26 protein-coding genes are annotated in these 25,430 nt (G+C 33.5%); 2 read left to right on the top strand and 24 right to left on the bottom strand.

Translation table 11 applies throughout. The annotated features are described in order from the left end of the window. Positions 1-624 (bottom strand): transcriptional regulator CcpN, encoded by a 624-nt coding sequence (gene ccpN, locus CNQ82_RS07765; protein ID WP_123144808.1) that lies wholly within the window; start codon positions 622-624, stop codon positions 1-3. Positions 625-935: 311 nt separating this feature from the next. Between ccpN and CNQ82_RS07770 the strand changes: the two genes are divergently transcribed. After that, positions 936-2,327, top strand: coding sequence for a glycine--tRNA ligase (locus CNQ82_RS07770; protein WP_095104988.1), 1,392 nt, complete (start codon positions 936-938; stop codon positions 2,325-2,327). Positions 2,328-2,372: 45 nt separating this feature from the next. On the opposite strand, the gene recO is transcribed toward CNQ82_RS07770, so the two are convergent. From recO to lepA, 19 genes are all read right to left on the bottom strand, one after another. Continuing rightward, positions 2,373-3,140, bottom strand: coding sequence for a DNA repair protein RecO (gene recO, locus CNQ82_RS07775; RefSeq protein WP_123144809.1), 768 nt, complete (start codon positions 3,138-3,140; stop codon positions 2,373-2,375). 25 nt (positions 3,141-3,165) lie between these two features. Further along, positions 3,166-4,065 carry a GTPase Era gene (era, locus tag CNQ82_RS07780; protein ID WP_123144810.1) on the bottom strand — a complete coding sequence of 300 codons (900 nt, stop codon included), beginning with the start codon at positions 4,063-4,065 and terminating at the stop codon, positions 3,166-3,168. After that, on the bottom strand, positions 4,062-4,469 hold the full coding sequence (gene cdd, locus CNQ82_RS07785; RefSeq protein WP_123144811.1) for a cytidine deaminase: 408 nt from the start codon (positions 4,467-4,469) through the stop codon (positions 4,062-4,064). The genes era and cdd overlap by 4 nt, the downstream gene beginning before the upstream one ends. 21 nt (positions 4,470-4,490) lie before the next feature. Further along, positions 4,491-4,829 carry a diacylglycerol kinase family protein gene (locus CNQ82_RS07790; RefSeq protein WP_123144812.1) on the bottom strand — a complete coding sequence of 113 codons (339 nt, stop codon included), beginning with the start codon at positions 4,827-4,829 and terminating at the stop codon, positions 4,491-4,493. Positions 4,830-4,833: 4 nt separating this feature from the next. Then, entirely contained in the window at positions 4,834-5,295 is a 462-nt protein-coding gene (ybeY, locus tag CNQ82_RS07795; RefSeq protein WP_123144813.1) for an rRNA maturation RNase YbeY, read from the bottom strand. Positions 5,296-5,300: 5 nt separating this feature from the next. Continuing rightward, positions 5,301-6,248, bottom strand: a complete 948-nt coding sequence (locus CNQ82_RS07800; RefSeq protein ID WP_095104976.1) for a PhoH family protein — start codon at positions 6,246-6,248, stop codon at positions 5,301-5,303. 225 nt (positions 6,249-6,473) lie between these two features. After that, complete coding sequence (locus CNQ82_RS07805; RefSeq protein ID WP_123144814.1) at positions 6,474-7,121, bottom strand: hypothetical protein; 648 nt, start codon at positions 7,119-7,121, stop codon at positions 6,474-6,476. A gap of 15 nt (positions 7,122-7,136) precedes the next feature. Continuing rightward, a complete protein-coding gene (floA, locus tag CNQ82_RS07810; RefSeq protein ID WP_123144815.1) occupies positions 7,137-8,126 on the bottom strand; it encodes a flotillin-like protein FloA in 990 nt (329 codons plus the stop codon). A gap of 19 nt (positions 8,127-8,145) precedes the next feature. Next, positions 8,146-8,799 (bottom strand): NfeD family protein, encoded by a 654-nt coding sequence (locus CNQ82_RS07815; protein WP_240624877.1) that lies wholly within the window; start codon positions 8,797-8,799, stop codon positions 8,146-8,148. A 268-nt stretch (positions 8,800-9,067) separates the two neighbouring features. Then, positions 9,068-9,244: a 30S ribosomal protein S21 gene (gene rpsU / locus CNQ82_RS07820; RefSeq protein WP_000048060.1), complete on the bottom strand. Its 177-nt coding sequence runs from the start codon at positions 9,242-9,244 to the stop codon at positions 9,068-9,070. A gap of 130 nt (positions 9,245-9,374) precedes the next feature. Beyond that, positions 9,375-10,721 (bottom strand): tRNA (N(6)-L-threonylcarbamoyladenosine(37)-C(2))-methylthiotransferase MtaB, encoded by a 1,347-nt coding sequence (gene mtaB / locus CNQ82_RS07825; protein ID WP_123144817.1) that lies wholly within the window; start codon positions 10,719-10,721, stop codon positions 9,375-9,377. A gap of 4 nt (positions 10,722-10,725) precedes the next feature. Beyond that, positions 10,726-11,478, bottom strand: coding sequence for a 16S rRNA (uracil(1498)-N(3))-methyltransferase (locus CNQ82_RS07830; RefSeq protein ID WP_123144818.1), 753 nt, complete (start codon positions 11,476-11,478; stop codon positions 10,726-10,728). A 1-nt stretch (position 11,479) separates the two neighbouring features. Then, a complete protein-coding gene (prmA, locus tag CNQ82_RS07835) occupies positions 11,480-12,418 on the bottom strand; it encodes a 50S ribosomal protein L11 methyltransferase (protein WP_123144819.1) in 939 nt (312 codons plus the stop codon). 5 nt (positions 12,419-12,423) lie between these two features. Further along, positions 12,424-13,557, bottom strand: a complete 1,134-nt coding sequence (gene dnaJ / locus CNQ82_RS07840) for a molecular chaperone DnaJ (protein WP_123144820.1) — start codon at positions 13,555-13,557, stop codon at positions 12,424-12,426. A gap of 173 nt (positions 13,558-13,730) precedes the next feature. Further along, complete coding sequence (gene dnaK / locus CNQ82_RS07845; protein ID WP_123144821.1) at positions 13,731-15,572, bottom strand: molecular chaperone DnaK; 1,842 nt, start codon at positions 15,570-15,572, stop codon at positions 13,731-13,733. Between the two features lie 51 nt (positions 15,573-15,623). Continuing rightward, positions 15,624-16,223 (bottom strand): nucleotide exchange factor GrpE, encoded by a 600-nt coding sequence (grpE, locus tag CNQ82_RS07850; protein ID WP_123144822.1) that lies wholly within the window; start codon positions 16,221-16,223, stop codon positions 15,624-15,626. Between the two features lie 27 nt (positions 16,224-16,250). Further along, the gene (gene hrcA / locus CNQ82_RS07855) at positions 16,251-17,216 is read right to left on the bottom strand and encodes a heat-inducible transcriptional repressor HrcA (protein ID WP_123144823.1); all 966 of its coding nucleotides are present in this window, start codon (positions 17,214-17,216) and stop codon (positions 16,251-16,253) included. Positions 17,217-17,317: 101 nt separating this feature from the next. After that, a complete protein-coding gene (gene hemW / locus CNQ82_RS07860; protein WP_123144824.1) occupies positions 17,318-18,439 on the bottom strand; it encodes a radical SAM family heme chaperone HemW in 1,122 nt (373 codons plus the stop codon). A gap of 72 nt (positions 18,440-18,511) precedes the next feature. Further along, positions 18,512-20,335: a translation elongation factor 4 gene (lepA, locus tag CNQ82_RS07865; RefSeq protein ID WP_123144825.1), complete on the bottom strand. Its 1,824-nt coding sequence runs from the start codon at positions 20,333-20,335 to the stop codon at positions 18,512-18,514. A gap of 263 nt (positions 20,336-20,598) precedes the next feature. On the opposite strand from lepA, the gene rpsT reads away from it, so the two are divergent. Then, positions 20,599-20,850, top strand: a complete 252-nt coding sequence (rpsT, locus tag CNQ82_RS07870) for a 30S ribosomal protein S20 (RefSeq protein ID WP_123144826.1) — start codon at positions 20,599-20,601, stop codon at positions 20,848-20,850. A 32-nt stretch (positions 20,851-20,882) separates the two neighbouring features. Here the strand turns inward: rpsT and holA are convergent, their stop codons facing one another. The 4 genes from holA to CNQ82_RS07890 all read right to left on the bottom strand — a co-directional run bounded on the left by holA (position 20,883) and on the right by CNQ82_RS07890 (position 25,388). Then, positions 20,883-21,863, bottom strand: a complete 981-nt coding sequence (gene holA, locus CNQ82_RS07875) for a DNA polymerase III subunit delta (protein WP_123144827.1) — start codon at positions 21,861-21,863, stop codon at positions 20,883-20,885. Positions 21,864-21,933: 70 nt separating this feature from the next. Then, on the bottom strand, positions 21,934-24,171 hold the full coding sequence (locus CNQ82_RS07880; protein WP_123144828.1) for a DNA internalization-related competence protein ComEC/Rec2: 2,238 nt from the start codon (positions 24,169-24,171) through the stop codon (positions 21,934-21,936). A 7-nt stretch (positions 24,172-24,178) separates the two neighbouring features. Beyond that, a complete protein-coding gene (locus tag CNQ82_RS07885) occupies positions 24,179-24,640 on the bottom strand; it encodes a ComE operon protein 2 (protein WP_047131805.1) in 462 nt (153 codons plus the stop codon). 73 nt (positions 24,641-24,713) lie between these two features. Beyond that, positions 24,714-25,388 (bottom strand): helix-hairpin-helix domain-containing protein, encoded by a 675-nt coding sequence (locus tag CNQ82_RS07890; RefSeq protein WP_123144829.1) that lies wholly within the window; start codon positions 25,386-25,388, stop codon positions 24,714-24,716. Positions 25,389-25,430 lie beyond the last annotated feature (42 nt).

Here is a 25,430-nt window from a genome sequence, read left to right on the forward strand (position 1 = left end):
CTACTCGTCAAAAATAGATACAAATAACTTGGTTATTGTTGTTTTAGATACACGGCCGATAACTTCTAGCTTGCCATTATCTTTTCCTCTTACGATAGGTATAGAATCAATTTCTTTTTCTATCATTAATTGGGCTGCTAATACGACTAAATCGTTTTCTTTAACATACGTCAAATTTGGCATGCGTGTCATTATAACACTGACTGGCATCGTATGTATATCTTTACCAATCATCGATGCTCTCAATAAATCCTTTCTCGAACAAACCCCGATAAAATCATTGTTTGGATTTACAATAAATAAAGTGCTGACATCTTCAAGAAAGATAGTACAAATCGCTTCGTACACTGTTATATCACTTTTTAGTATTATGGGGAGTGATTGATAATCCTTTACTATATATTCTCTTAATTTCTCAGTCAACAATTGGTTAGTTGACTTACCGGAATAAAAATAACCTACGCGCGGTCTGGCTTCTAAAAAACCAGACATAGTAAGTATGGCTAAATCAGGTCTAAGTGTAGCTCTAGTCAAACTTAGTTGTTCAGCAATTTTCTCTCCAGTGATTGGCCCATTATGTTTTACGATTTCAACTATTTCACTTTGCCTATTACTCAGTTCTATATGTCTTCACCCCTTCACACTTACTTTCTTATTATAACTTGATTTGTTTTGTCCTACAAATGTATGTATTTACTTGTATTTAATTATTCGATGCATTAGAATGAATATTGAAGCGAGTTAAGGACGGTGCGAGCTTAACAATTAAATTGGCCTGACAATTCAATAATCTAAGCGAGTGTCTACACTAAATTGGGTGGAACCGCGGGTTATATTTATTAATCATGAATTTAGATAACTCGTCCCAAGATTTCGAAATGTTTATTTCGTTATCTTGGGGCGTTTTTTTATTTAAAAAAGAGGAGTGTTGTGAAATGGCAAAAGATATGGACTCAGTTGTACAACTGGCGAAACACAGAGGTTTTGTGTTTCCGGGAAGTGAAATCTATGGTGGATTATCAAATACTTGGGATTATGGCCCACTAGGTGTTGAATTAAAAAATAATATTAAACAAGCATGGTGGAAAAAATTTATTTCTCAATCCCCATATAACGTTGGATTAGATGCAGCAATCTTAATGAATCCAAAGACTTGGGAAGCTTCAGGACACCTTGGCAACTTTAATGACCCGATGATTGACAATAAAGATAGTAAAATCCGTTATCGTGCGGATAAATTGATTGAAGATTATATGCAAAATGAAAAAGGTGACGAAAACTTTATTGCTGACGGTTTAAGCTTTGATGAGATGAAACGTATCATTGAAGAAGAAGGTATTAAAGATCCAGTCAGCGGTACGGCAAATTGGACAGACATCAGACAATTTAATTTAATGTTCAAAACCTTCCAAGGGGTTACTGAAGATTCTACAAACGAAATTTTCTTACGTCCTGAAACGGCACAAGGTATTTTTGTAAACTACAAAAATGTGCAACGTTCTATGCGTAAAAAATTACCATTTGGTATTGGACAAATTGGTAAATCATTCCGTAATGAAATCACACCAGGTAACTTTATTTTCAGAACTCGCGAATTCGAACAAATGGAGCTTGAATTCTTCTGTAAGCCTGGCGAAGAAATTGAATGGCAAAACTACTGGAAAACTTTTGCTGAAAAATGGTTGTTGGACTTAGGTGTTCAAAACGAAAATATCCGTCTTCGTGACCATGATGAAGATGAGCTATCTCACTATTCTAATGCAACAACTGATATTGAATACAAATTCCCATTCGGTTGGGGCGAATTATGGGGCATTGCCAGCCGTACAGACTATGATTTGAAAAAACATAGTGAATTCTCAGGTGATGACTTTAAATATCATGACCCTGAAACAAATGAAAAATATATTCCTTATTGTATCGAGCCTTCACTAGGTGCTGACCGTGTAACATTAGCTTTCCTTTGTGATGCTTATGATCGTGAAGGAGTAGAAGGAAGCAAAGACGAAAGAACTGTTTTACACTTCCACCCTGCACTCGCACCTTATAAGGCAGCAATTTTACCTTTAAGTAAAAAATTGTCTGAAGAAGCTATCAAAGTTTATGAACAGTTAAGCGAAAACTTTACTGTAGACTTTGACGAATCTCAATCCATCGGTAAACGTTATCGTCGTCAAGATGAAATTGGTACTCCTTATTGTATTACATTTGATTTTGATTCACTTGAAGACCAACAAGTTACTGTTCGTGATCGTGACTCAATGGAACAAGTGCGTATGCCGATTTCAGAACTAAACGATTTTATTGCTGAACAAGTAAGATTCTAATTAGTTCTATAAAAACGGGTTAGGACAACATAATGTCCTAACCCGTTAATTTTTTGTTTGATTGGTTTCTAAACGTTTTAATTGATTAATAAGTTTTTGACTTCTGAAGAAGATGCCAGCATATTCTCGATAAAGCATTATTAATAAATCCGACATTTCATCTAAAATTTCTTGATGAATATTGAGTTGATTCATCTTAGTGATGGAGAGTTTCTGTAAGACATCCAATAAATATAAGGTTTTATTTGAAATTGGAATAGCTTTAGGATCTCGATTTATATAATCTCTAGAAATGACACCATGGAATTTAAAACTGAATGCATTGAGTTTAGACTGATCGTTATCCGCAGAAACTGCACATTTGCCAAAATCAATTGTAAAGCCGAAATCGTTCATTTTCTTTAATAACACTATAATCGACATCAACTGTGCGCTATCTTTTTTATTAATACGTTCTAAACAAAACGCTAGAAGTTGGAAGTTAAATTGAGAGATTTCTTCATCTTCCATAGATTTATCTATAATTTCAGCGCATAAGGCAGCATAGCTACTCTCATAGATATCTAATCTGAGCTGGTAATTTTGATTAATGACATCGACTGAATTAAGAACACCAAGCCCTCTCAGTTTGGCGTATATAAATAATCCATACACAAATAACTGTGTATTTGCTTGTAATCCGGTTTTGCTCTTCTTGGCTCTCTTAGCCATTAAAGGAACTTTAGCACCATTTTCATTTAAAATTGTGATTATCTTATCGGATTCTCCATAGTCGACAGTTTTTATAATAATTCCTTTTTGTTTCATCAACATCAGGGGATTCACCGACCTTTACAATTTAATCTTTGTCCTCAATATAACCCATTTGACGGATAAAGTTAACTTTATTACGCCAATCTTTTTGTACTTTAACCCATAAGTCTAAATAAACTTTTGAGCCGAGTAAGTTCTCAATATCTAATCTAGCACGTTTGCCGATTTCTTTTAATTTTTTTCCGCCTTTACCGATAACAATACCTTTTTGTGAATCTCTCTCCACATAAATGGTAGCTTCAATTCTAACCTTATCCTCAGATTGTTTGACCATACGTTCGACGTTAACTCCGATTGAGTGAGGAATTTCTTCACTTGTTAAGTGTAACACTTTCTCTCTGATAAGTTCACTCACTACAAATTGTTCTGGGTGATCGGATATTTGTCCATCTGGATAATATTGCGGGCCTTCAGGCATATAAGATTTTAAGACATTGATAAAGTGGTCTACATTTAAACCTTCCAGTGCTGACATTGGAACTGCTTCAGTGAATTGCATATGCTTTTCATAACTTTCAATGATTGGCATTATTTGATCAGGATGCACTAAATCTATTTTATTAATAACTAAGAAAACAGGTGTTTTGATATTTTTTAACATTTCCATAATGTATTCATCGCCACGGCCGATTTCCTCATTTGCATTAACCATGAAGATTACAGCATCTACTTCAGAAAGTGTATTTTTTGCCACTTTCATCATGTAATCCCCTAATTTATGTTTAGGTTTATGAATTCCCGGTGTATCCACAAAAATGATTTGTGCGTCATCTTCAGTCATAACACCGTGTATCTTATTTCTTGTTGTTTGAGCTTTATCAGACATAATAGCAATTTTATGTCCCAAAACTCTGTTCATAAATGTAGACTTCCCTACATTAGGTCTGCCTATAATTGCGACAAACCCAGATTTGTGTTCTGTCATAAATTCAAATCCTTTCCTGAAAAACCTAATGGTAATAACTCATTTATATTTGTTTCAATTACTTCACCTTTGTGATTTGTCAGATAGATAGGCATATCATCATCACATAATTCTTTAATCACTTGACGGCATGATCCGCATGGAGAAGATGGCGAATCTGCATCCACAGTAATTGTCAATGATTCAAAGTCGCCTGGTTTATAACCCTGACTGATTGCAGCAACTAAACTTGAACGTTCTGCGCATATTGCTTCACCATAAGCTGCATTCTCTACGTTGGCTCCAAAAAATTCTGAACCATCTTTAGCACGTAAATAGGCACCGACTTTAAATTTACTGTATGGTGAATAAGAATGGCTTTGTGCTTCTCTTACTTTTTTGAAATGTTCATCAGTATATGCCATAAACTTTGTCTCCTTTATTATCTATTTAAAAATGTAAGGAATAAAAATAATAATACCTATAATGAGTGCAGCAATTGAGGTAATTAAAACACTTAAAGCTGCTATATCTTTTGCATACTTAGCATATAGTTTATATTCATCTGTTACTAAATCAACAACATATTCGACAGCTGTATTGATTGCTTCGAAAGAGAGCACTAAGCTTATGACAATAATTAATATAATCCATTCAAATTTAGTAATGTGGAAGATGAATCCTGCTGTAATTACCACTGCTGCCGCTAATAAATGCAACAGAAAATTTTGGTCTTTTTTTATGATTGTAAAAAGACCTTGTATTGGATATTTAAAACGATTCATCAAACTATTCTCTCGTTAAACCATAATTGTCTAGAATAGTTTTTTGACGCCCGAACATTTCTTTTTCATCTTCTTCATTCATATGGTCATAACCTAATAAATGTAAAAAACCGTGAAGCGCTAAAAAACCTAATTCTCTTTCAAAAGAATGACCGTATTGTTCTGCTTGTTCCTTAGCAACATCAGCACAAATTACGATATCTCCTAATACTCTAGGCATATCCAAACCTTCGATTTCAGGCTCATCCTCTTCTAAGGCAAATGAGATAACATCTGTAACTTTATCTTTATCTCTGTAATCTCTGTTGATTTGTTGAATTTCGTCTTTGTCGACAAATGTAACAGATAGCTCTGCATCTTCTTCTATTTGTTCTTCGGATTTTGCAAATGTAAGCAATTTATCAATTTGCTTATACCACTCATCTTTCACTTCATCGGTATGATCTGTAAAATCAATTGTAAACATTTAGATTATTCATCTCCTTCATACTGATCAATAATTTTACTGACCAATGGATGTCGTACTACATCGCTTTGATCTAATTTTTGGACACTAATTCCTTTTACACCAGACAGTCTCTTCACAGCTTGTTTCAAACCGCTTTTAACACCTCTAGGCAAGTCCACTTGTGTCATGTCTCCGGTTACAACCATTTGAGAACCGAATCCTAGTCTAGTTAAGAACATTTTCATTTGCGCATGAGTCGTATTTTGAGCTTCATCTAAAATAACAAATGCATCGTCTAAAGTACGTCCTCGCATATATGCTAATGGAGCTACTTCAATAATTCCACGTTCGATAAATCGTGCAGTCTGTTCTGGTCCTAAAACAGTATGCAATCCGTCATATAATGGTCTCAAATAAGGGTCTACTTTCTCTTTCAAGTCACCAGGTAGGAATCCTAGTGATTCTCCTGCTTCTACTGCTGGTCGTGTTAATACTATTCTTTTCACATTTCCTTGGCGTAATTCTTTAGCAGCATAAACTACAGCTAAGAATGTTTTGCCGGTACCAGCTGGTCCAATTCCAAAGACTAAATCATTATGCTTCATAGCATTTAAATATAATCTTTGACCCATTGTTTTAGCACGTATTGTTTTTCCATAAGCATCTTTAGTGATTGATTCATCGTACAAATCGACTAAATGATTAATTGATCCTTTTTCAGCCATTTTTATTGCTGCTTCTACATCTTTTAGGTTGATAGATATACCTTGATCTATTACTTTCAATAGATTCTTAATAACAGCCTCAGCCTTCTTAATTTCTTCTTCTTGTTGCCCTTTTACAGCTATTTCTTGCCCTCTCGCATGTATAATAACTTCGAAAGCTTCTTCAATTGCTTGTATATTTTCATCATTATTACCTATAAGCGCTTGGGCTTGATTCATATCGTCAATAACTATGATTCCTGGCATACATTAACTCCTTTTCGTTAATACAGCTATCTTGTAGTCTGTAATATTTAATTTAAGATGCAGAATATTATTCTCTACGGAAATTTACGGACTTAGTTATAATTTCCACATATTCATAACTCTATTATATCACGTTCTCTTAAATTAATAATCCGATATTGTTTACTTGAAATATGAAGAAAGGATTAGACCTTCATCAATGAGAAGATCTAATCCTATATCGATTTATTGCAGTTGTTTAGGTTTACTTAAAATTTCAGACCAGATAATTCCGTTTATAACTTCATCATCGTCAAAACGCAATTTTCCATCTGTATTCTTACCTAGCACATTAGTGTCAGCAAATAGTTGTTTAAGTCTTGCTTTTTTCGCTCTATTAGAAAGATATTTGTCATTTATAATTTTTTGAGCGCGTCTTTCAATAATTAACAGTTGTTTTTCTTTCTCGCGGTCAATATCAGATCTATATGAGTGCAACTCTTGATTTAAGGAATGATTTAATTCTTTCATTTCCTCCATATCTTTCGGACTCATATTACGTGGCTTTTGTCTTTCATCTTTAGGTTGTTCTTGCCTTGAAGTAACTCTTTTTTCAACTTTTTCTGGTTCAATTTTCCCAAGTTGCTTAGAAGACGGTCGATTTTCGCGTGACTCTTTTTCAGAAGAATTATCGAATTCTCTTTGCAACTCTTCAAAAGTTTCACCTAGCTGTTCAAAAATACCTTTTTGACTTTTTCTTTCTGCGCTAGGTTGCTGTCTCGGTTGTTGTGTTCTAGGCGGTTGATTTTGACGTTTTTTATGACTTTTATCATTGATAGCAGTTATTATTGAAACGATGATACTAATAATAAAAATTATGAGACCAATACTCATTTAATCACCTCTTTTTTACTTATCTGGTGACTCGTTATTGTCATCTGTATGAGTTCGCTTATTAATTGACTCTCTCATTCCTGTATCTGCTTCTATATTTTTCAAATTGTAATAATCTTTAACGCCGATATTACCTTTTCTTAATGCTTCTGACATAGCAAGCGGTACTTCAGATTCAGCTTCTACAACTTTGGCACGCATTTCTTGAACTCTAGCTTTCATTTCTTGTTCAGATGCTACTGCCATAGCACGACGTTCCTCAGCTTTAGCTTGGGCAATGTTTTTATCAGCAAGAGCTTGTTCAGTTTGAAGATCAGCACCGATATTTTTACCGATATCTACATCTGCAATATCAATAGATAAAATTTCGAATGCTGTTCCTGAGTCTAAGCCTTTACTTAAAACGGTTTTAGAAATATTATCTGGATTTTCTAATACGACTGTGTGGTGTTCACTTGAACCGATAGTGGAAACAATACCTTCACCTACACGGGCGATGATTGTTTCTTCACCGGCACCACCTACTAATCTCGAAATATTTGCACGCACTGTAATTCTAGCTTTAGCTTTCACTTCAATCCCGTTCATTGCTACCCCAGTAATAAATGGTGTTTCAATTACTTTCGGATTTACAGACATTTGAACGGCTTCTAACACATCACGGCCTGCTAAATCAATAGCTGCTCCTCTTTCGAATGGCAGATTAATATCTGCACGTTGAGCTGCAATATTAGCATCTACAACTCTGTCTACATTACCTCCTGCTAAGTAATGTGATTCTAGCTGGTTTGTTGTAAGATTTAGACCTGCTTTGTGAGCTTTAATTAAAGGGGCGATAACTTTTCTTGGAGATACACGTCTTAAACGCATACCGATCAATGTACCAATGCTAACTTTAACGCCTGCAGCAATTGCTGAAATCCATAGTCCAATAGGAACAAATGAAAATAGTATTAATAACGCAATGATAGCAATTATAATAATAATAATTAGAGGTATTAACATAATTGATTCTCCTTTTAAATTAATTATTTGTAGGTATTTCTCTGACTACTACTCTTGAACCCTCAACTTCAGTGACTTTGACTTTCACACCTCGCTGAATGAATGTACCATCCGATACAGCATCAATACGTTCATCATTTAATGAGATAATTCCTGCTGGTCGAAGCTCAGTGAGTGTTTCAGCAGTTTGACCTACTAAATTAGAGCGGTCGTCATGTGAAGTATAGCCAGCTTCAGATGTTGTAGAGTCCCTTAAGATTACTTTTTCGAATAAAGAAATTTTTTTATTAAATCCTTTCACCAATATCACCCATTCAACAATTGATAAAATAAAGGCAATTACTACGTTTATCAACATCCATAGTATACTATCGCCTAACATAATAATACTGATTGTAATTAGAATGATTCCTATTATCCCAATCACTGCACCCACTACGAAAAATTCAATGGTAAGAAGTATGATGCCTAGAATAAAAAGACCAATTGAAATTAAAGATACTTCACCTTGAATTAAAAAACCTAGAAAGAGTGTCATCAAAGCTAATGAGGCAATAATTCCTGCAAAGTTGATCCGCTTTGAGTAAAGTTGATAAAGGAAACCAAGAAAAATAATACAGGTTAAAATCAAGGATATAAGTGGACTGGTAATAAATTCTCCAAAACGTTGCATTAAGGGGCTTTGACTTGTCTGAAATACCGAAATATTATGTAAAATTTCGATGGAATGTGACATAAATTCACCTCGCTCTCTTTTTCATTATACATGACAAATATAAAGAATTATAGTTTTAATAGAGTGAATTTATAGAAAATGAATTTAGGAAAACTTGTAAAAGAAAAGACCGTATAAACTACTGATTAGAGTAATTTATACGGTCTTCAAAAACTGCATTTATATAATTCATATTTGTTGTTGAGGGAGTCAACAGACATATCAATTATTTAAATTTACGTTTACGTGCAGCTTCAGATTTCTTTTTACGTTTAACACTTGGTTTTTCGTAAAATTCACGTTTACGTACTTCTTGAATTGTACCGCTTTTTGAAACTGAGCGTTTGAAACGGCGTAATGCATCTTCAAGTGATTCGTTTTTACGGACTACTGTTTTAGACATCTGTATTTCCCTCCCTCCAAATATCAACGGAACTTTATTTTTCGTTTGCATAACATGCTATATGCTATGCAATCATAAGTATAATATATATGATAGTTGCGGTCAATTAGAATAATTAATTTTTTGAATCTTAGATAATAGCTGTAAATTCACTGCGGTTAGATGCATGGTCGATTACTCTGACTACATGACCTTCATTTAACGGGTAACCTGCTTTAGTGATTTTAACACGGACGAGTTCACCAATCAGTGATTCATCACCTTCAAATTCCACTTTCATATAGTTGTCAGCATAGCCTACAAGTGTACCTGGATGTTCCCCTGCTTCTTCAGGAATCACTTCTAATACTTCATCTTCGAAGTGAGAAGCATATTGTTTAGCTAATTGATTGCTTAATTCAATTAGTTTGTGAACGCGGTCATTTTTAACATTTTCATCAATTTGATCATCCATTCTTGCAGCTGGTGTACCTGTACGCGCTGAATAAGGGAAGACATGTAATTCAGAGAAATGATGTTTTAAAATAAAATCGTAAGTTTCTTGGAATTCTTCTTCAGTTTCCCCAGGGAATCCTACAATTACATCGCTCGTTACCGCTAAACCAGGTAATGCTTCATGTAACTTCATCAGACGTTCAGAAAAATGTGCCATAGAGTATTTTCTGCGCATTCTTTTTAATACAGAATCAGAACCTGATTGTAACGGAACATGCAGATGACGTACTACTTTATTTGAATTTGAAATTACATTAATAACTTCATCAGTTAGTTGACTTGCCTCGATGGAAGAAATTCTAATACGTTCAAGACCTTCAACAGTTTCTAAATCTCTTAGTAGCTGTGCTAAGTTGTAATCTTTTAGGTCCTGGCCGTAGCCGCCTGTATGAATACCTGTAAGAACAATTTCTTTGTAGCCTGAATTAACGAGTGTTGTTGCTTGTTCAACTACTTTTTCCGGGTCTCTAGATCGCATAAGACCACGTGCCCATGGAATAATACAAAAAGTACAGAAATTATTGCATCCTTCTTGGATTTTAAGAGAAGCTCTTGTTCTGTCGGTAAAATAAGGAACTTCTAGTTCTTCATATTTACGATTTTTCATTATATTACCTACACCATTGATAGGTTCTCGTTCTGCTTTGAATTCTTCAATATAATCTAATAACTTAGTTCGATCTTGTGTACCGACTACTACATCAACCCCTGGAATTTCCATGATTTCAGCAGATGACGTTTGTGCGTAACAACCTGTGACACAGACCACTGCTTCAGGATTTTTTCTGATAGCGCGACGTATGATTTGTCGGCTTTTTTTATCTCCAGTATTAGTTACAGTACATGTATTTATAACAAAGACATCTGCGTTGGTATCAAATTCAACTCGATCATAACCAGCGTCTTTAAATAATTGCCAAATTGCTTCAGTTTCATAATGGTTTACTTTACAACCTAAGGTATGAAAAGCTACAGTTGACATTTCTTCACCCCATTAATTCTTTTTCATAACTTATTGCACTTAACGCATATAGCGGCGCAGTTTCAGCTCTTAAAATACGTTTGCCTAATCCTACGATAGAACTTTTGTCTCGGAATAAATCAACTTCTTCTTCGCTCAATCCGCCTTCGGGGCCGAAAATAATGAGTATACGGTCTCCATTTTTAAAGTTTTGAAGTGCTTTTTTAAATTGGCTCACTTCGCCTTCTTTAGCAGCATCTTCATACGCGATAAGAACATAATCATATCTATCTATATTAACATATACTTGCTGTAAATTCGATATAAATTCAATTGTAGGAATGATTAATCGATAACTTTGTTCTGCCGCCTCTTTAACAATCTTATTCCAACGTACAAGCTTTTTATCAACTTTACTTTGATTTAGTTTTGCTACTGATCTTTGCATTTGGACAGGAATAAAATGAGCAGTGCCTAATTCTGTACATTTTTGTAGCAGCCATTCATATTTATCTGATTTAAGCAGACCGCTGCATATGGTAACTTCTACAGGCAATTCAGTATCAGAATTTTGTTCTTCTACTAATTCAACTTCAATTTCATTGTTCTCTATAGAAATAATTCTGCATTTAAAAACAACACTGTGATTAAAAGTAATAATAATCAAATCATCAGGTTGATTCCGCATAACATTTGAAATATGATGAACATCCTCTTTATCTGTAATAAAAAAACGCTGATTTTCATCAGCGTTTTGATTTATAAAATATCTTTGCATATTAATTGCTCGCTTTCTCGCCAACGATACAAACCCAACCGTTGTCGTGATTAATAGAAATGATATTAAAACCTGCACGCTTCATGTGTTCAGTAATTTCATCGCTTTTTTCTTCTATAATTCCTGAGGTAATAAAGCGACCCTCTTCATTTAAAGTATTATAAGCGTCTTCTATCATTTCATCAATAATATGCGCTAAGATATTTGCGATAACAACATCATATTTACCTGTTTCTTCATGTAATAAGTTACCGGTTGTTGTTTCAATTGCCTTTTCACAAGAATTTTTTTCAAAGTTTTCCTTAGCAACCCTGACTGCCATTTCATCCAAATCAACTGCTTTAATTCGTTTTACGCCAAGCAAATGACATGCAATACTTAGAATGCCTGAGCCGGTACCAACATCAATTACACTGTCCTTAGGGGAAACGTATTGCTCAATCGCATTTAAACACATGCTTGTTGTAGGATGGTCACCAGTTCCAAAAGCCATACCTGGATCTAACTCGATGCACAGCTCTGAGTCATCTTCTTTTTGATAGCTTTCCCAGCTTGGAACGATTGTAAAATGTTCAGATGCTTTAAAGGGATGGAAATAATTTTTCCATTCATTTTCCCAATCAGATTCTTTGATTGTTTCTTCTTTATAATCAAAGATATTTTGATTGAGGTCGCTCAATTCTTTTACACTCTCTATTATTTTAGATTTAAGTGTCTTAGAAAAATCAAGCTCATTAAAATAAGCCTTAATTCGAACCCCGCTTTCAGGATAATCATCAGGATTTAATTCATATATTTCGCCGAATTTATCTGCAAGTTGTCCATTTAAATCATTTGAATCTTCAATAACGACGCCATTTGAACCATTTTCTTCCAGTATATTCGTTACAAATTCCTGTACTTCATGATTTACTACAATTGAAAGTTCCACCCAGTTCATAGCTTTTATTCTCCTTTAAAGAATCTGCGAGCACGCTCTTTGAAGTTTGTTGGTTGTTCTGTAATTTCTTCTCCGCTTACGTCAGCAAATTCCCGCATTAATGATTTTTGTTTATCATTTAGTTTGGTTGGTGTTACAACACTAATATTAACAAATAAATCACCATAGCCGTAGCCATGAACATTTTTAATTCCTTTTTCTTTCATACGGAATTGTTTTCCGTCTTGAGTACCTTCAGGCACGCTTAACATGACATGGCCGTTTAATGTTGGGACTTTAATTTCATCTCCTAATGCTGCTTGAGGGAAACTGATATTTAAATTATAGAAAATATCGTCTCCTTCACGTTCAAAGGTATCCGATGGTTCGACGCGGAATACAACGTATAAATCACCTTGCGGGCCACCGTTATGACCTGGAGCGCCTTCTCCTGCTAAACGGATTTGTTGATCATTGTCGACACCTTCTGGAACTTTCACTTTAATTTTAACATTTTTAGTTTCAGTTCCTTTACCATGACAAGTTGGACAAGGCTCTTCAATTTCTTCTCCAGTACCATTACATACTGGACACACTTTTTCTGTTCTTACGCGTCCTAAAATGGTATTTTGTTCAACTGAAACGTGTCCTGATCCATTACAATAATGACAAGTTTTTTTCTTAGAACCTGGTTTTGCACCTGAACCGCCACATGTTTCACATTTTACTTGTTTACGTATTGAAATTTCCTTTTCAGTACCGAAAACAGCTTCTTCAAATGTCACTGTCATAGTGTATTGAAGATCATCACCTTTACGAGGTGCATTAGGATCACGTTGCGCGCCTCCGCCAAAGAAAGAACTGAAAATATCTTCGAAGCCGCCGCCGAAACCGCCGAAGTCCTGGCCGCCACCAAATCCTTGGCCTCCAAAGCCGCCTTGTGGACCATTATGACCGAATTGATCATAGTTAGCGCGTTTATTTTCATCGCTGAGAACTTCATAAGCCTCTGAAATTTCTTTGAACTTTTCTTCAGCGCCCTCTTCTTGGTTAATATCTGGGTGATATTTTTTGGACAATTTACGGTAAGCTTTTTTGATTTCGTCTTTTGACGCATCTTTGCTGACACCTAAGACTTCATAATAGTCTCTTTTTGCCACTGTAATCTCTCCTTATCTATAAAAACATTTCTTTTTTACCTTATAAAGTATAGTTGTTTAAATAATAAAAAGTCAAAGCCAATGTACAATTGACTTTGACTTAAATTTTAATTCAAGAAGCCGCAAACGATTATTAAATTAATGTGCAGCTTGCACTATTGATATAAAAACAATTATTTATTGTCTTTTTTATCGTCTTCATTTTTGACTTCAGTGTAATCTGCATCTTCAACATCACTTTGGTTTGAACCTGCAGCGTCTCCTTGTTGACCTTGTTGAGCTTGCTGTGCTTGTTGGTAAACTTTCATAGATAAGTCTTGAACAACTTTTTCAAGCTCTTCTTTTTTAGTTTTGATATCATCTAAGTCTTGGCCTTCAAGAGCAGATTTTAAAGCTTCTTTTTTATCTTCAGCTTGTTTTTTATCGTCTTCAGAAACGTTATCGCCTAAGTCTTTTAATGTTTTATCAACTTGGAATACTAAGCTGTCTGCTTCGTTTCTAAGGTCACTTTCTTCACGACGTTTTTTATCGTCTTCAGCATTTTGTTCTGCATCTTTAACCATACGATCAATTTCGTCGTCTGATAATGCTGAACTTGATTCAATAGTAATATTTTGTTCTTTATTAGTACCTAAATCTTTAGCAGTTACGTTAACAATACCGTTTTTATCGATATCAAATGTTACTTCGATTTGAGGTACACCACGTGGAGCTGGTGGAATATCAGTCAATGAGAATCTTCCTAAAGTTTTGTTATCAGATGCCATTGGACGTTCACCTTGTAATACGTGAATATCTACAGCTGGTTGGTTATCTGCAGCTGTTGAGTAAACTTGTGATTTAGATGTTGGGATTGTAGTATTTCTTTCGATTAATGTGTTCATACGTCCACCCATAATTTCAATACCTAATGATAATGGAGTTACGTCTAATAGAACAACATCTTTAACATCACCAGAGATTACGCCACCTTGGATAGCTGCACCCATTGCAACAACTTCGTCTGGGTTAACACTTTTATTTGGTTCTTTGCCTACTTCTTTTTTAACTGCTTCTTGAACAGCTGGAATACGAGTAGAACCACCAACAAGGATAACTTCGTCAATATCTTTACTAGTTAAACCTGCATCGCTTAATGCTTGGCGAGTTGGTCCCATTGTACGGCGAACTAAATCATCAGATAACTCTTCGAATTTAGAACGAGTTAAAGTTAACTCTAAGTGTAATGGTCCGTTTTCTCCAGCAGAGATAAATGGTAATGAAATTTGTGTTTGAGATACACCAGATAAGTCTTTTTTAGCTTTTTCAGCAGCATCTTTCAAACGTTGTAATGCCATTTTATCTTGTGATAAGTCAATGCCATTTTCTTTTTTGAATTCTTCTACTAAATAGTCAATGATAACTTGGTCAAAGTCGTCGCCGCCTAATTTATTATCACCAGCAGTTGACAATACTTCGAATACACCGTCACCTAATTCAAGAATTGAAACGTCAAAAGTACCGCCGCCTAGGTCAAATACTAATACTTTTTCATCTTGTTCAGTTTTATCTAAACCATAAGCTAATGCTGCAGCTGTAGGTTCGTTGATAATACGTTCAACTTCTAATCCAGCGATTTTACCTGCATCTTTTGTTGCTTGACGTTCTGCGTCATTAAAGTAAGCAGGGACAGTGATAACTGCTTTATCTACTTTATCACCTAAATAACTTTCAGCAGTGCTTTTTAAATTTTGTAAAATCATTGCTGAGATTTCTTGAGGTGTATATGATTTACCTTCAACATCAACTTTGTGGTCAGTACCCATTTCACGTTTGATAGATTGAATAGTATTTGGGTTAGTAATTGCTTGGCGTTTTGCAACTTCACCTACTTGAGTTTCACCATTTTTAAATGCTACAACTGATGGAGTTGTACGTGCACCTTCTGGATTTTGAATTACTTTTGGTTCGTCGCCTTCTAAAACAGCCACGCAAGAATTTGTTGTACCTAAGTCAATACCTATAATTTTACCCATAACTAAAAATTCCTCCTATTTTCATTTGTTGTATAGTTAGTCAGTAATATATTATTGATTTACTTTTACCATTGAAGGTCGTAAGACACGATCTTTCAATTTGTAACCTTTTTGCAACTCTTGAGTAACGGCATTTGATTCGAATGATTCATCGTTATCTTGCATTACAGCTTGATGGAAATTAGGATCAAATTGTTGCCCAACAGCTTCAATTTCTTCTAAACCATTTTCGTTTAGAGCTCTTAGCAAGCTTTCATATACCATTTGTACCCCTTTTTGTAGAGATTTAAATGATTCATCGTCACCTTCGATTTGTAACGCACGTTCGATATTATCAATTGTTGGTAAAATATCAGTAAGCACGCTTTGAGCTTGATAAGTTTTCAAAGTTTGATTTTCATTTTGAATACGTCTTTTATAGTTTTCAAATTCTGCATAAAGACGTAGATATTTTTCTTCTTGATTATTAACTTCTTCTTTCAATTGTTGAATTTCTTCATCTTTGCTGTCATTTTCAGAAGTTTTTTGTTCCTCAAGAACTTCTTCTTGATTTACAGTTTCATTTTGTTCATCAGTATTCAAGTCTTTAGCTGTATTCTCTTGGTTTTCAGCAACTTCTTCATTATTAACTGATTGATCTTTTTCTGTCATTTTCTGTCCTCCAATACGACTTCATTACTAAATTTTATAGAGTAATTGAATAACATTTTGATAACGCATAGCAGTTGGTCCAATAACTGCTATATGTCCGGTTAAGTGATTTTCAATGTGATAATCACTGAGAACGATAGAAATATTCTCTAAATTATTATCAATTTCCTGACCGATTTTCACATCGATACCAGAGTGGTAATCATCTTCAAATAATTTCAATATCTTATTGGACTCTAAATATTGAAGAATTTGTTGTATGGAACTAACATTCTGTTCATTCAACATGTCGATTAAATTAGATTTGCCACCTAAATAAATATCCGATGTTGAATCCTTTAAACGCTGATTCAATAAGTCTATTAATTGAAGTACAGTTACTGAATCTCTTGAATGTTCAAAAGCCATTTTTGAAAGTTTACTTCCTGATTCATCGTTAAAATTATCTTTAATATAATTAGCAATTTGAATTAAACGATGTTTAGAAATTTTTTCTGGGACTGCTAATTGCAGGTGTTCTACATCTCCTGATTCAAACACAATTACCATTATAACTAAGTTAGCAACTGTGTTAAATAAATGAACATCGGTAATCAAATCTTTAGTTTGATTCGGTTTCATAATCAACGTAGTATAATTAGTTGTTATAGACAATTCATTTGCATATGCACTTAAAGCATTGGACAAATTATAATTATTTTCAGCTAAAAGATCATTTAAACGTTGATTATTAGGTTTACGAGAGTAGTTATTCTCTAATAATTGATCAACATAATATCTGAAACCTTTAATAGATGGGAATCTACCTGAAGAAGCATGTGCTTTTTCAACTAATCCTTCATTTTCGAGATATTTCATCTCATTTCGAATAGTTGCAGGGCTCACATCTACATTATGTCTATCGATAATTGTTTTTGAACCAATCGGCAGACCATAATCAACATAATCTTCAACAATGGCATTCAAGATGCTCAGTTGTCTATCGGTAATCATGTTTCCACCTCATTAGCACTCTCTTCTTTCAAGTGCTAATTATAATTTATCAAATTGGTCAAAGTAAGTCAACGTTAAAGCCTTGATTATTTCAATACATTTTAATCAATCAAAAAGGCTTCAAAAACTTCATTTCCAATAACTTTTCCACGTTTAGTCAATTTTACGAAATCTCTTTCATTTTTGATTAAATTATTTTTACTTAATTCTAGTAATTCATTCGGATAAATATCTTCAAGCTTTTTGCCAAATCTTTGTGCAAATAAAGCTTTAGAGACACCTTGATTCATTCTAAGACCTAGAAACATTTGTTCTTCCATTTGCTCTTTAATATTTGGTTCTGTCTGTTGAAGGATAGGTGTTTCATTGTTTTGGATTTTTTTAATATAATGGTTAACCGGGTTTACATTGGTATATCTCACACCATTTGTATAGCCGCTAGCACCAGCACCAAATCCATAATAGTATTCATTTTTCCAATATACTTTATTATGCTCGGATTCATGACCTTGTTGACTGAAATTTGAAATTTCATATTGATGAAGATTAGATGCATGAATTTTATCTAATAATAATTCATACATGTCTTCTCCTAAATCTTCATTGGGTAATTTTAGCTTGCCCTTACGATATAAATTATAAAATTGTGTTTTTGGTTCGAGAATTAATCCATAACTTGAAATATGATTGATGTCCATGGAAAGTGCAATATCTAAACTTTCTTCAAATTGATTTAAAGTTTGATTCGGTAAATGATACATTAAATCAAGACTGATGGAATTAATATTAAATTTATTTGCTAAGTTGACTGCTTGGTAAATATCCTCTGTTTTATGAGTCCTGCCAAGAACCTTTAATAATGATTCATCAAAAGTTTGCACCCCCATAGATAGGCGGTTAACTCCATAATCTTTAAGTAAACGAATTTTTTCATCTGTAAGTTCATCAGGATTAGCTTCAAATGTGTATTCATTTCGAATGTCAAAATTATCTGCAATACCTTGCAATAATTTTTCTAATTGTGGAGTACTTAGAGCGGTCGGTGTGCCCCCACCTACAAACATCGTATTCAATTCTTTCTTTATCGGTTGATGAAATTCTTTAATTAAACAATCTAGATATTCATCGACAGGTTGGTTATGAATAAAGTACTTATTAAAATCGCAATATGTACATATTCTTACACAAAATGGAATATGAATATAAGCACTTCTTGTTTCCATATCGTTTCTCTCCTTCAATGAAGAGTTTTCAAAATAAAAAGCTGGGACATGTTACTCGCCCCAACCTTATTATTAATCTTCATCCATTTTTAATACGGCTAAGAAAGCATCTTGAGGAATTTCAACGTTTCCTACAGCTTTCATTTTAGCTTTACCAGCTTTTTGTTTTTCTAACAATTTACGTTTACGGCTGATATCCCCGCCGTAACATTTAGATAATACATTCTTACCCATTGATTTGATATTAGTTCTAGCTACAATTTTTTGACCTACTGCAGCTTGGACAGGTACTTCGAATTGTTGACGAGGGATAAGTGTTTTTAGACGTTCCACTAATGCTTTGCCTCTTTCATATGCAAATTCTTTATGTACAATAAAGCTTAAAGCATCAACTTTATCTCCATTTAGAAGAATATCCATTTTAACAAGATCACTTTCTTTGTAACCTGTCAATTCATAATCAAAGGAAGCATATCCTTTTGTATTCGATTTAATTTGGTCGAAAAAGTCGAAAACCACTTCAGATAAAGGAATATCATAAATAATATTCACACGTATATCATCTAGGTAATCCATATTAACGAACTGTCCACGTTTACGTTGACAAAGTTCCATTACAGCACCTACATAATCATTAGGAACCATAATTGTGGCACGAACGTACGGTTCATATATCTTTTCAATTTGATCTCTTTCTGGCATTTGTGATGGATTATCCACAACTACTTTGTTGCCATTTTTTAGTATACATTCATAGATAACTGAAGGTGCAGTGGCGATAAGTTCAATTCCGAACTCTCTTTCAATACGCTCTTGAATAATTTCCATATGGAGCATACCTAAGAAGCCAGTACGGAAACCAAAGCCTAATGCTTGAGAAGTTTCAGGTTCAAATTCTAGTGAAGCGTCGTTCAATTGTAACTTTTCTAGAGCTTCTCTTAAATCGTTGTAGTTTTTATTATCTATAGGGAATAATCCACAAAAAACCATGGGATTCATTTTTTTATAACCCTTCAGTGGTTGTTCTGCAGGTCTATCGGCATGAGTGATAGTATCGCCGACACGAGAATCATCAACATTCTTAATACTAGCAGTAATATAACCTACATCTCCAACAGTCAATTCTTCAACTGGAAGTTGTTTCGGTGTATTAATTCCTACTTCGTTAACTTCAAATTCTTTACCGCTAGCCATCATTTTAATCTTATCGCCAGCTTTCACTACCCCATCCATAATTCTGATTGAAGAAATAACACCTCTGTAAGGGTCATACTCAGAATCAAAGATAAGTGCCTTGAGTGGAGCAGCAGGGTCCCCATCAGGTGCAGGAATGGTTTCTACAATCTTTTCTAATATTTCATCTATGCCTATATTAGACTTTGCACTTGCCAGTACAACATCGTCTTGATCTAACCCGATAACATCTTCTAATTCTTGTTTAACACGCTCTGGTTCAGCAGCCGGCAAATCAATTTTATTGACTACAGGGAGTAATTCTAAGTCGTTATCCAAAGCAAGATAAACGTTTGCTAATGTTTGTGCCTCAATACCTTGGGCAGCATCGACAACGAGAATTGCACCTTCACAAGCTGCTAATGATCGAGATACTTCATATGAAAAATCGACGTGCCCTGGAGTGTCTATTAAATGAAAAATATATGACTCACCGTTTTTGGCGTCATACTTTAATTTCACTGCATTTAATTTAATAGTAATGCCTCTCTCACGTTCTAAATCCATTGAGTCTAGCAATTGGGCTTGCATATCTCTTGTTTCAACACTTTTTGTATTTTCAAGTATTCTATCTGCCAATGTCGACTTCCCATGATCGATATGTGCAATGATAGAAAAGTTTCGTATATTTTTTTGACGTTCTAAACGTTCTTCATTATTCATTCTATCTACTCACTTTCGTAATATTCAATAGACCGTTATGTATGATATCTTTGATATAATAACGTGTTTACGTATTTAATGCAACTTATCTATTTCTAGTATACTCGCTGCTATTATTCTCTATTTTACTTTAAAATAGACTATCTTGAAACCCATAGCTAAAATAAATGATTGCAGTTTAATAGTACATTTGATAAAATATTTCTTGTTGTAATCAAATATTTATTTGATGAGCATAGATCACTTTTAGGAGGTGACATTCAATGCCAAATATTAAATCTGCTATTAAACGTGTAAGAACAAATGAAACAGCTGAAGCTAGAAACATTTCACAAAAAAATGATATGCGTTCAGCCGTGAAACATGCGAAAGCAGCTATCGCTGAAAACGCTGATAACAAACAAGAATTAGTACGTGTTGCTGTTAAGAAAGTAGACAAAGCAGCTCAATCTAACTTAATCCACGATAACAAAGCTGACCGCATTAAATCACAATTAATGAGCGCAGACAAATAATGAAAAAGTTCAAGCACTTGCTTGAACTTTTTTTATGCCCAAATAGATAAAATAAAGAGCTCAAGAATCAACTGTTTATCCATATAAGAAGATTTCAATTTATAATCAGTCTCTGCGCAGGCATTTATAATTTCCATTAAGTGATTTAATTGATATTGACGTGATGTTCTGAGCGCTAATTTAACTCGGAAAGGATGCGCCCCTACTGTTTTAGCAATTTGTTGCTGGCTATATCCTTTTTTTCCTAAAATCTTACATTGATAATAAAGTCTGAAATTACTAGTTATTAAAGCAAGTAATTTGATTGGTTCCTCTTTCATAATAATCAAGTCATTGACTAAATTAACAGCTTCCTCTTTTTGCCCTTTTTGAATATAATCTGTCAGTAAAAAAACATTTTGTTCTAGACTTCTATTCACAATTGTTTCCACGTCTTGTTTAGTGATAGTGGGCCTTTCACCTATAAATAAAATGATTTTTTCTAATTCTTGCTTTATTAAATTAAAATTAATTCCTGTCAATTCAATGAATAAATTTAAAGCATCTTGCTTAATATCTTTGTATTGTTGGTTTAACTCATTTTTTATCCAATTCTTCATCTCGTCTTCGGTCATCTGTTCAATTTTGATAAGTTTCGTTTCTTTTTTTAGTGTTTTAACTAATTTTTTCCGCTCATCCAACTTAGAATGGTATACTTCAAAAATCACTAAAGTAGAGCCGTCATATTTTTGAATAAATTCAAATAACTGATCAATATTTTGATTAATATCTTTAGGACCTTTTTCTCCAGTGAATAAATATGCATTTTTTATGACTACTACCTTTTTATCTGATAAAAATGGAAGCGTCAAAATTTCTTCGATGCAAGTAGTGATTTCTGTGTCTGCTAAATTAAAATTTACGTAATTAAAATCATCTTTGGGTTCTTGTAAGTAGTTGTCAGCTATTTCCTTTGTTTTTTTCTCGATTAGTTCAGGTACTTCACCATAAATTGTTATAATGTTTTCGTTCACAAATAGCACCTCTCAGCAAATTACATATTGTAAAAGTATATCACTTACAAATGATTCCTACCATGATTGATTAATGTTCAGTTATTACTTTAATATCTTTTTCTAAATCAAAAGTAATTTCACCGTTAACTTGTGTGTTGTAAGTTTTTGAATTAATACTTCTTAAACGCTCTATTACTTCTTTATTAGGAAGTTTATAAACATTATTTTTACCACTAGATATGACGCTATAATCAGGATGCACTTTTTCAATAAAACTTTTACTTGAACTTGTTTTACTGCCGTGGTGCCCTACTTTTAAGATATCAATTTTAGGAAGAGAATAATTCTTTAAAAGCTTTGCTTCATTATTTATAGTAGCATCTCCAGTAGTAAGAATATTGTATCTAGGCGTCTTGATAATAGCCATAATTGAGTGTTCATTTAAATCGTTGTTTTCGTTATGAAAAGCATCTAAGAACTGCACTTTACTTTCATCGATAGCGACTTGATTAATTTCTAAAGCATTTAGCAATTTAATGTGATGAATATTGCAGCTTGTTTTAATTGAATTTAAAGTATCTTGAGGATAACTAGCGAAATTTATGATTAACCCTTTTACTTTTATATGTTGTAATAAATATTCCAACTCGCCAATATGATCAGCGTGAGGATGTGTAATAATAATATAATCTAATTTACTGATTCCCCGTTTTTTTAGTGTTGGCATAATATGATATTTGCTTATAGAATTTGAGTTATCTAATTTCTTTTGCCCAAATTTAAACAATCTTCCTTCTTGATCTGCTTTACCTCCTGTATCAATTAACACTCGATGGCCATAATTCGTTTCAAATAGAAATGAATCGCCTTGTCCAACATTTAACGCTGTAAATCTCGTGTGAGGTTTAGTAGTGATGCTTGTAAAAAACAAACTTCCGATAATAAACACAATTAATGAACTTTTGAATCGCCCTTTTGTTAATATTGTGACGGTTGCTATCATCCAAGCAACCACTAAAACAACATGATATTGATTGAATTCACCAATAAACCAGCGATATTGATTAAAGTGAGAGAATATCTTAATGAAATATTGGTCGTGTAATGTATAGAAAAACTTAATAAGATTATTAAGATAAATCGAAGAATTAAAGAACTGTATATAGATATAAGTGAAGATTGCTAAAGGGAAAAGTATAAATGAATAATAAGGTATAAATAAAAAGTTTGAAAAGAAACCAATCCATTGAATTTGATTAAAATAGTAAGCACTGATGATAAAAGAAGAAATTTGTGCTATAAATGTGATTGCTATTGCAGATTGAATTTTGTTTAAAGTTTTAATAAGCGGAGCAGATAAAAGAATAAATAGTGTGATTAAAAAAGAAAATTGAAAACCAATATCGAATATAATATCAGGAGAAAAGGTACATAACATTAGAAATACAAGCGAAAGAATATCAAGAAGCGAGCTATAGAATTTTTTTGGCAGAATCATAACAAATGATAAACACAATATAGCTCTTAAAGCGCTTGGAGCAAAATTTGTGTAATAAGCAAATAAAAATAAGGCGATAATAATCAAACATTGTGTAGCTGCTTTGGGAACGTTGAACCTATTTAAAGTAAAATAAAAAATACCTGCTATAACCGCAACGTGTGAACTGCTGACAGCAAGTAAATGATAGATACCAAGTTCTTTCTCAATATCCAGTGTTTCTCCATCAATATAGCTTACATCCCCTGTTACTAACGCAAAAGTATTTTGCCAGTGTGATGAAGATCGCTGTAATCTTTTTAGAGAGTATTGCTTGTGCGTAGCAATGATTTGGGAGATGTTTTTTGATTTATCAGCTTTGCAAGTTGAAAGATTAATATTTTTAAGAATGGCTGTCGGCTGATCAGAAAAAGATTCATCTATTTTCAACTTGCCATTAACAAAACACGTTGAATATCTTGGTAAACGCTCGAAATTTGTTAAATTTTGCTTTTTTCTTGGAAAATAAAAAAACTTCAGGGTATGACCCTTAAATTTGAGGTCACCTGCTACATACTTGTTATTTTTAACTCGAAAATCAGTTAACTCAACAAATTCATTCAGGTTATTAATATCCTTAAACCAATTACTTTCAATTTTTTGTTGAAAATTGTAATTTGAAAACCAATAATTACTTATTATAGATTGACATAATATAAATATTGTTAGTAAAATTGGAGGCTTTTTTCTAGTTAAAATTAATAATAATAAGCCTGCGAGCATAATAGCTAGCGGCTTATTATAAATTATTAAGATGCCATCTAAAAATGCTAATGCGATATATATCAAATAGTAATCACTTCTTTGTTAAATATTCTGCTACTTGTCTCGCATCGAATGGTATCTTTTTATATTCAATTCCGGATTGTTCCAGCAGTTGGATTGCATATTCATGATTGTGGTAGTCTTGTGCATAGTAAATTCTCTTAATGCCTGCTTGTATTATTGATTTAGTACAGTTTAGGCATGGAAAATGAGTAACGTATATTGTGGCCCCTTCGGTCGATACACCTTGCTTAGCACATTGCAATAAAGCGTTCATTTCAGCATGAATGGTTCTTATACAGTGATTATCTTCCATTAGACATCCTTCATCTATACAATGTACTTCGCCGGCTACTGAGCCATTGTAGCCTCCTGCTATAATGCGGTTATCTTTAACTATAGTTGCGCCTACAGATAACCTTGTACATGTTGATCTTAAGGATAATAGGTGACTTTGAGCCATGAAGTATTCTTCCCATTTAATTCTGTCCATTTCTGTGCCCCCTATAGTAAATTCAGAATAACTCTATCTTATTACATTTTTTCGTTATTTCATATCGAAGTCTCTAAATTGTAAAATAATCTTTTAATTTCTCAAAAGACTTTTCTCCAATCCCCTTCACTTCTTTAAGTTGTTCTACCTTATCAAAGCTTCCCTTGCTTTCTCTAAATTCAATAATAGCCTTAGCCTTAGAAGGTCCTACCCCTGTTACTGTAGTCAATTCAGTTTCTTTCGCTGTATTAAGATTTACCTTTTGCTGAGTTGTTGAACTATTGTCAGAGGTGCCGCTATTAACTGACACCAAATTATTAGAACCGTTTTTTCCTTTTTCTGGTATGTAAATCAGTTTTTGATCTACTAGCTTTTCTGAAAGGTTGATTTGATTGAGATCTGCTTTATCAGTTGGTACAGCTTTTAAGACAACATCTTTTATGCGTTGATTATTCGACATTTCATATACATTCGGATGCTTTACTGCACCTTTAACATCTACCATTACTTTCTTAGATTTAGTATTTTGAGTTTCTTGGGTATCCTTTTTAGCAGATTGTAATTTGTTATCGCCATTCTTTAAATTATCTTTATGGTTCCACTCAGTTGTATTCTTCTCTTGTACTTCATTTTCAGGTTGTTTGGGCTGTATAAAGAATAATAGGGCTATAATCAATATTACAATTCCTGCTGCTATGTAACGATACTGTTTGTAATGTTCTATATAGTACTTCAACTTTTCTAACATAAAAATTCACTCCTTTACTATATAAACGTTTAAAGGAGTGAT

It is taken from the genome of Staphylococcus debuckii, from assembly GCF_003718735.1.
Taxonomy (GTDB): Bacteria; Bacillota; Bacilli; order Staphylococcales; family Staphylococcaceae; genus Staphylococcus; species Staphylococcus debuckii.

Excerpts from the sequence above, each read along its gene's own strand:
- CNQ82_RS07790 (WP_123144812.1), bottom strand. The coding sequence starts at position 4,829 with ATGAATCGTTTTAAATATCCAATACAAGGTCTTTTTACAATCATAAAA.
- hemW (WP_123144824.1), bottom strand. The coding sequence starts at position 18,439 with ATGGAAACAAGAAGTGCTTATATTCATATTCCATTTTGTGTAAGAATA.
- cdd (WP_123144811.1), bottom strand. The coding sequence starts at position 4,469 with ATGGCATATACTGATGAACATTTCAAAAAAGTAAGAGAAGCACAAAGC.
- CNQ82_RS07830 (WP_123144818.1), bottom strand. The coding sequence starts at position 11,478 with ATGCAAAGATATTTTATAAATCAAAACGCTGATGAAAATCAGCGTTTT.
- lepA (WP_123144825.1), bottom strand. The coding sequence starts at position 20,335 with ATGAATAATGAAGAACGTTTAGAACGTCAAAAAAATATACGAAACTTT.
- rpsT (WP_123144826.1), top strand. The coding sequence starts at position 20,599 with ATGCCAAATATTAAATCTGCTATTAAACGTGTAAGAACAAATGAAACA.
- prmA (WP_123144819.1), bottom strand. The coding sequence starts at position 12,418 with ATGAACTGGGTGGAACTTTCAATTGTAGTAAATCATGAAGTACAGGAA.
- grpE (WP_123144822.1), bottom strand. The coding sequence starts at position 16,223 with ATGACAGAAAAAGATCAATCAGTTAATAATGAAGAAGTTGCTGAAAAC.
- mtaB (WP_123144817.1), bottom strand. The coding sequence starts at position 10,721 with ATGTCAACTGTAGCTTTTCATACCTTAGGTTGTAAAGTAAACCATTAT.
- rpsU (WP_000048060.1), bottom strand. The coding sequence starts at position 9,244 with ATGTCTAAAACAGTAGTCCGTAAAAACGAATCACTTGAAGATGCATTA.
- CNQ82_RS07885 (WP_047131805.1), bottom strand. The coding sequence starts at position 24,640 with ATGGACAGAATTAAATGGGAAGAATACTTCATGGCTCAAAGTCACCTA.
- CNQ82_RS07770 (WP_095104988.1), top strand. The coding sequence starts at position 936 with ATGGCAAAAGATATGGACTCAGTTGTACAACTGGCGAAACACAGAGGT.
- floA (WP_123144815.1), bottom strand. The coding sequence starts at position 8,126 with ATGTTAATACCTCTAATTATTATTATTATAATTGCTATCATTGCGTTA.
- recO (WP_123144809.1), bottom strand. The coding sequence starts at position 3,140 with ATGTTGATGAAACAAAAAGGAATTATTATAAAAACTGTCGACTATGGA.
- CNQ82_RS07890 (WP_123144829.1), bottom strand. The coding sequence starts at position 25,388 with ATGTTAGAAAAGTTGAAGTACTATATAGAACATTACAAACAGTATCGT.
- dnaK (WP_123144821.1), bottom strand. The coding sequence starts at position 15,572 with ATGGGTAAAATTATAGGTATTGACTTAGGTACAACAAATTCTTGCGTG.
- CNQ82_RS07815 (WP_240624877.1), bottom strand. The coding sequence starts at position 8,799 with ATGCAACGTTTTGGAGAATTTATTACCAGTCCACTTATATCCTTGATT.
- ybeY (WP_123144813.1), bottom strand. The coding sequence starts at position 5,295 with ATGTTTACAATTGATTTTACAGATCATACCGATGAAGTGAAAGATGAG.
- CNQ82_RS07800 (WP_095104976.1), bottom strand. The coding sequence starts at position 6,248 with ATGCCAGGAATCATAGTTATTGACGATATGAATCAAGCCCAAGCGCTT.
- hrcA (WP_123144823.1), bottom strand. The coding sequence starts at position 17,216 with ATGATTACCGATAGACAACTGAGCATCTTGAATGCCATTGTTGAAGAT.
- CNQ82_RS07805 (WP_123144814.1), bottom strand. The coding sequence starts at position 7,121 with ATGAGTATTGGTCTCATAATTTTTATTATTAGTATCATCGTTTCAATA.
- era (WP_123144810.1), bottom strand. The coding sequence starts at position 4,065 with ATGACAGAACACAAATCTGGGTTTGTCGCAATTATAGGCAGACCTAAT.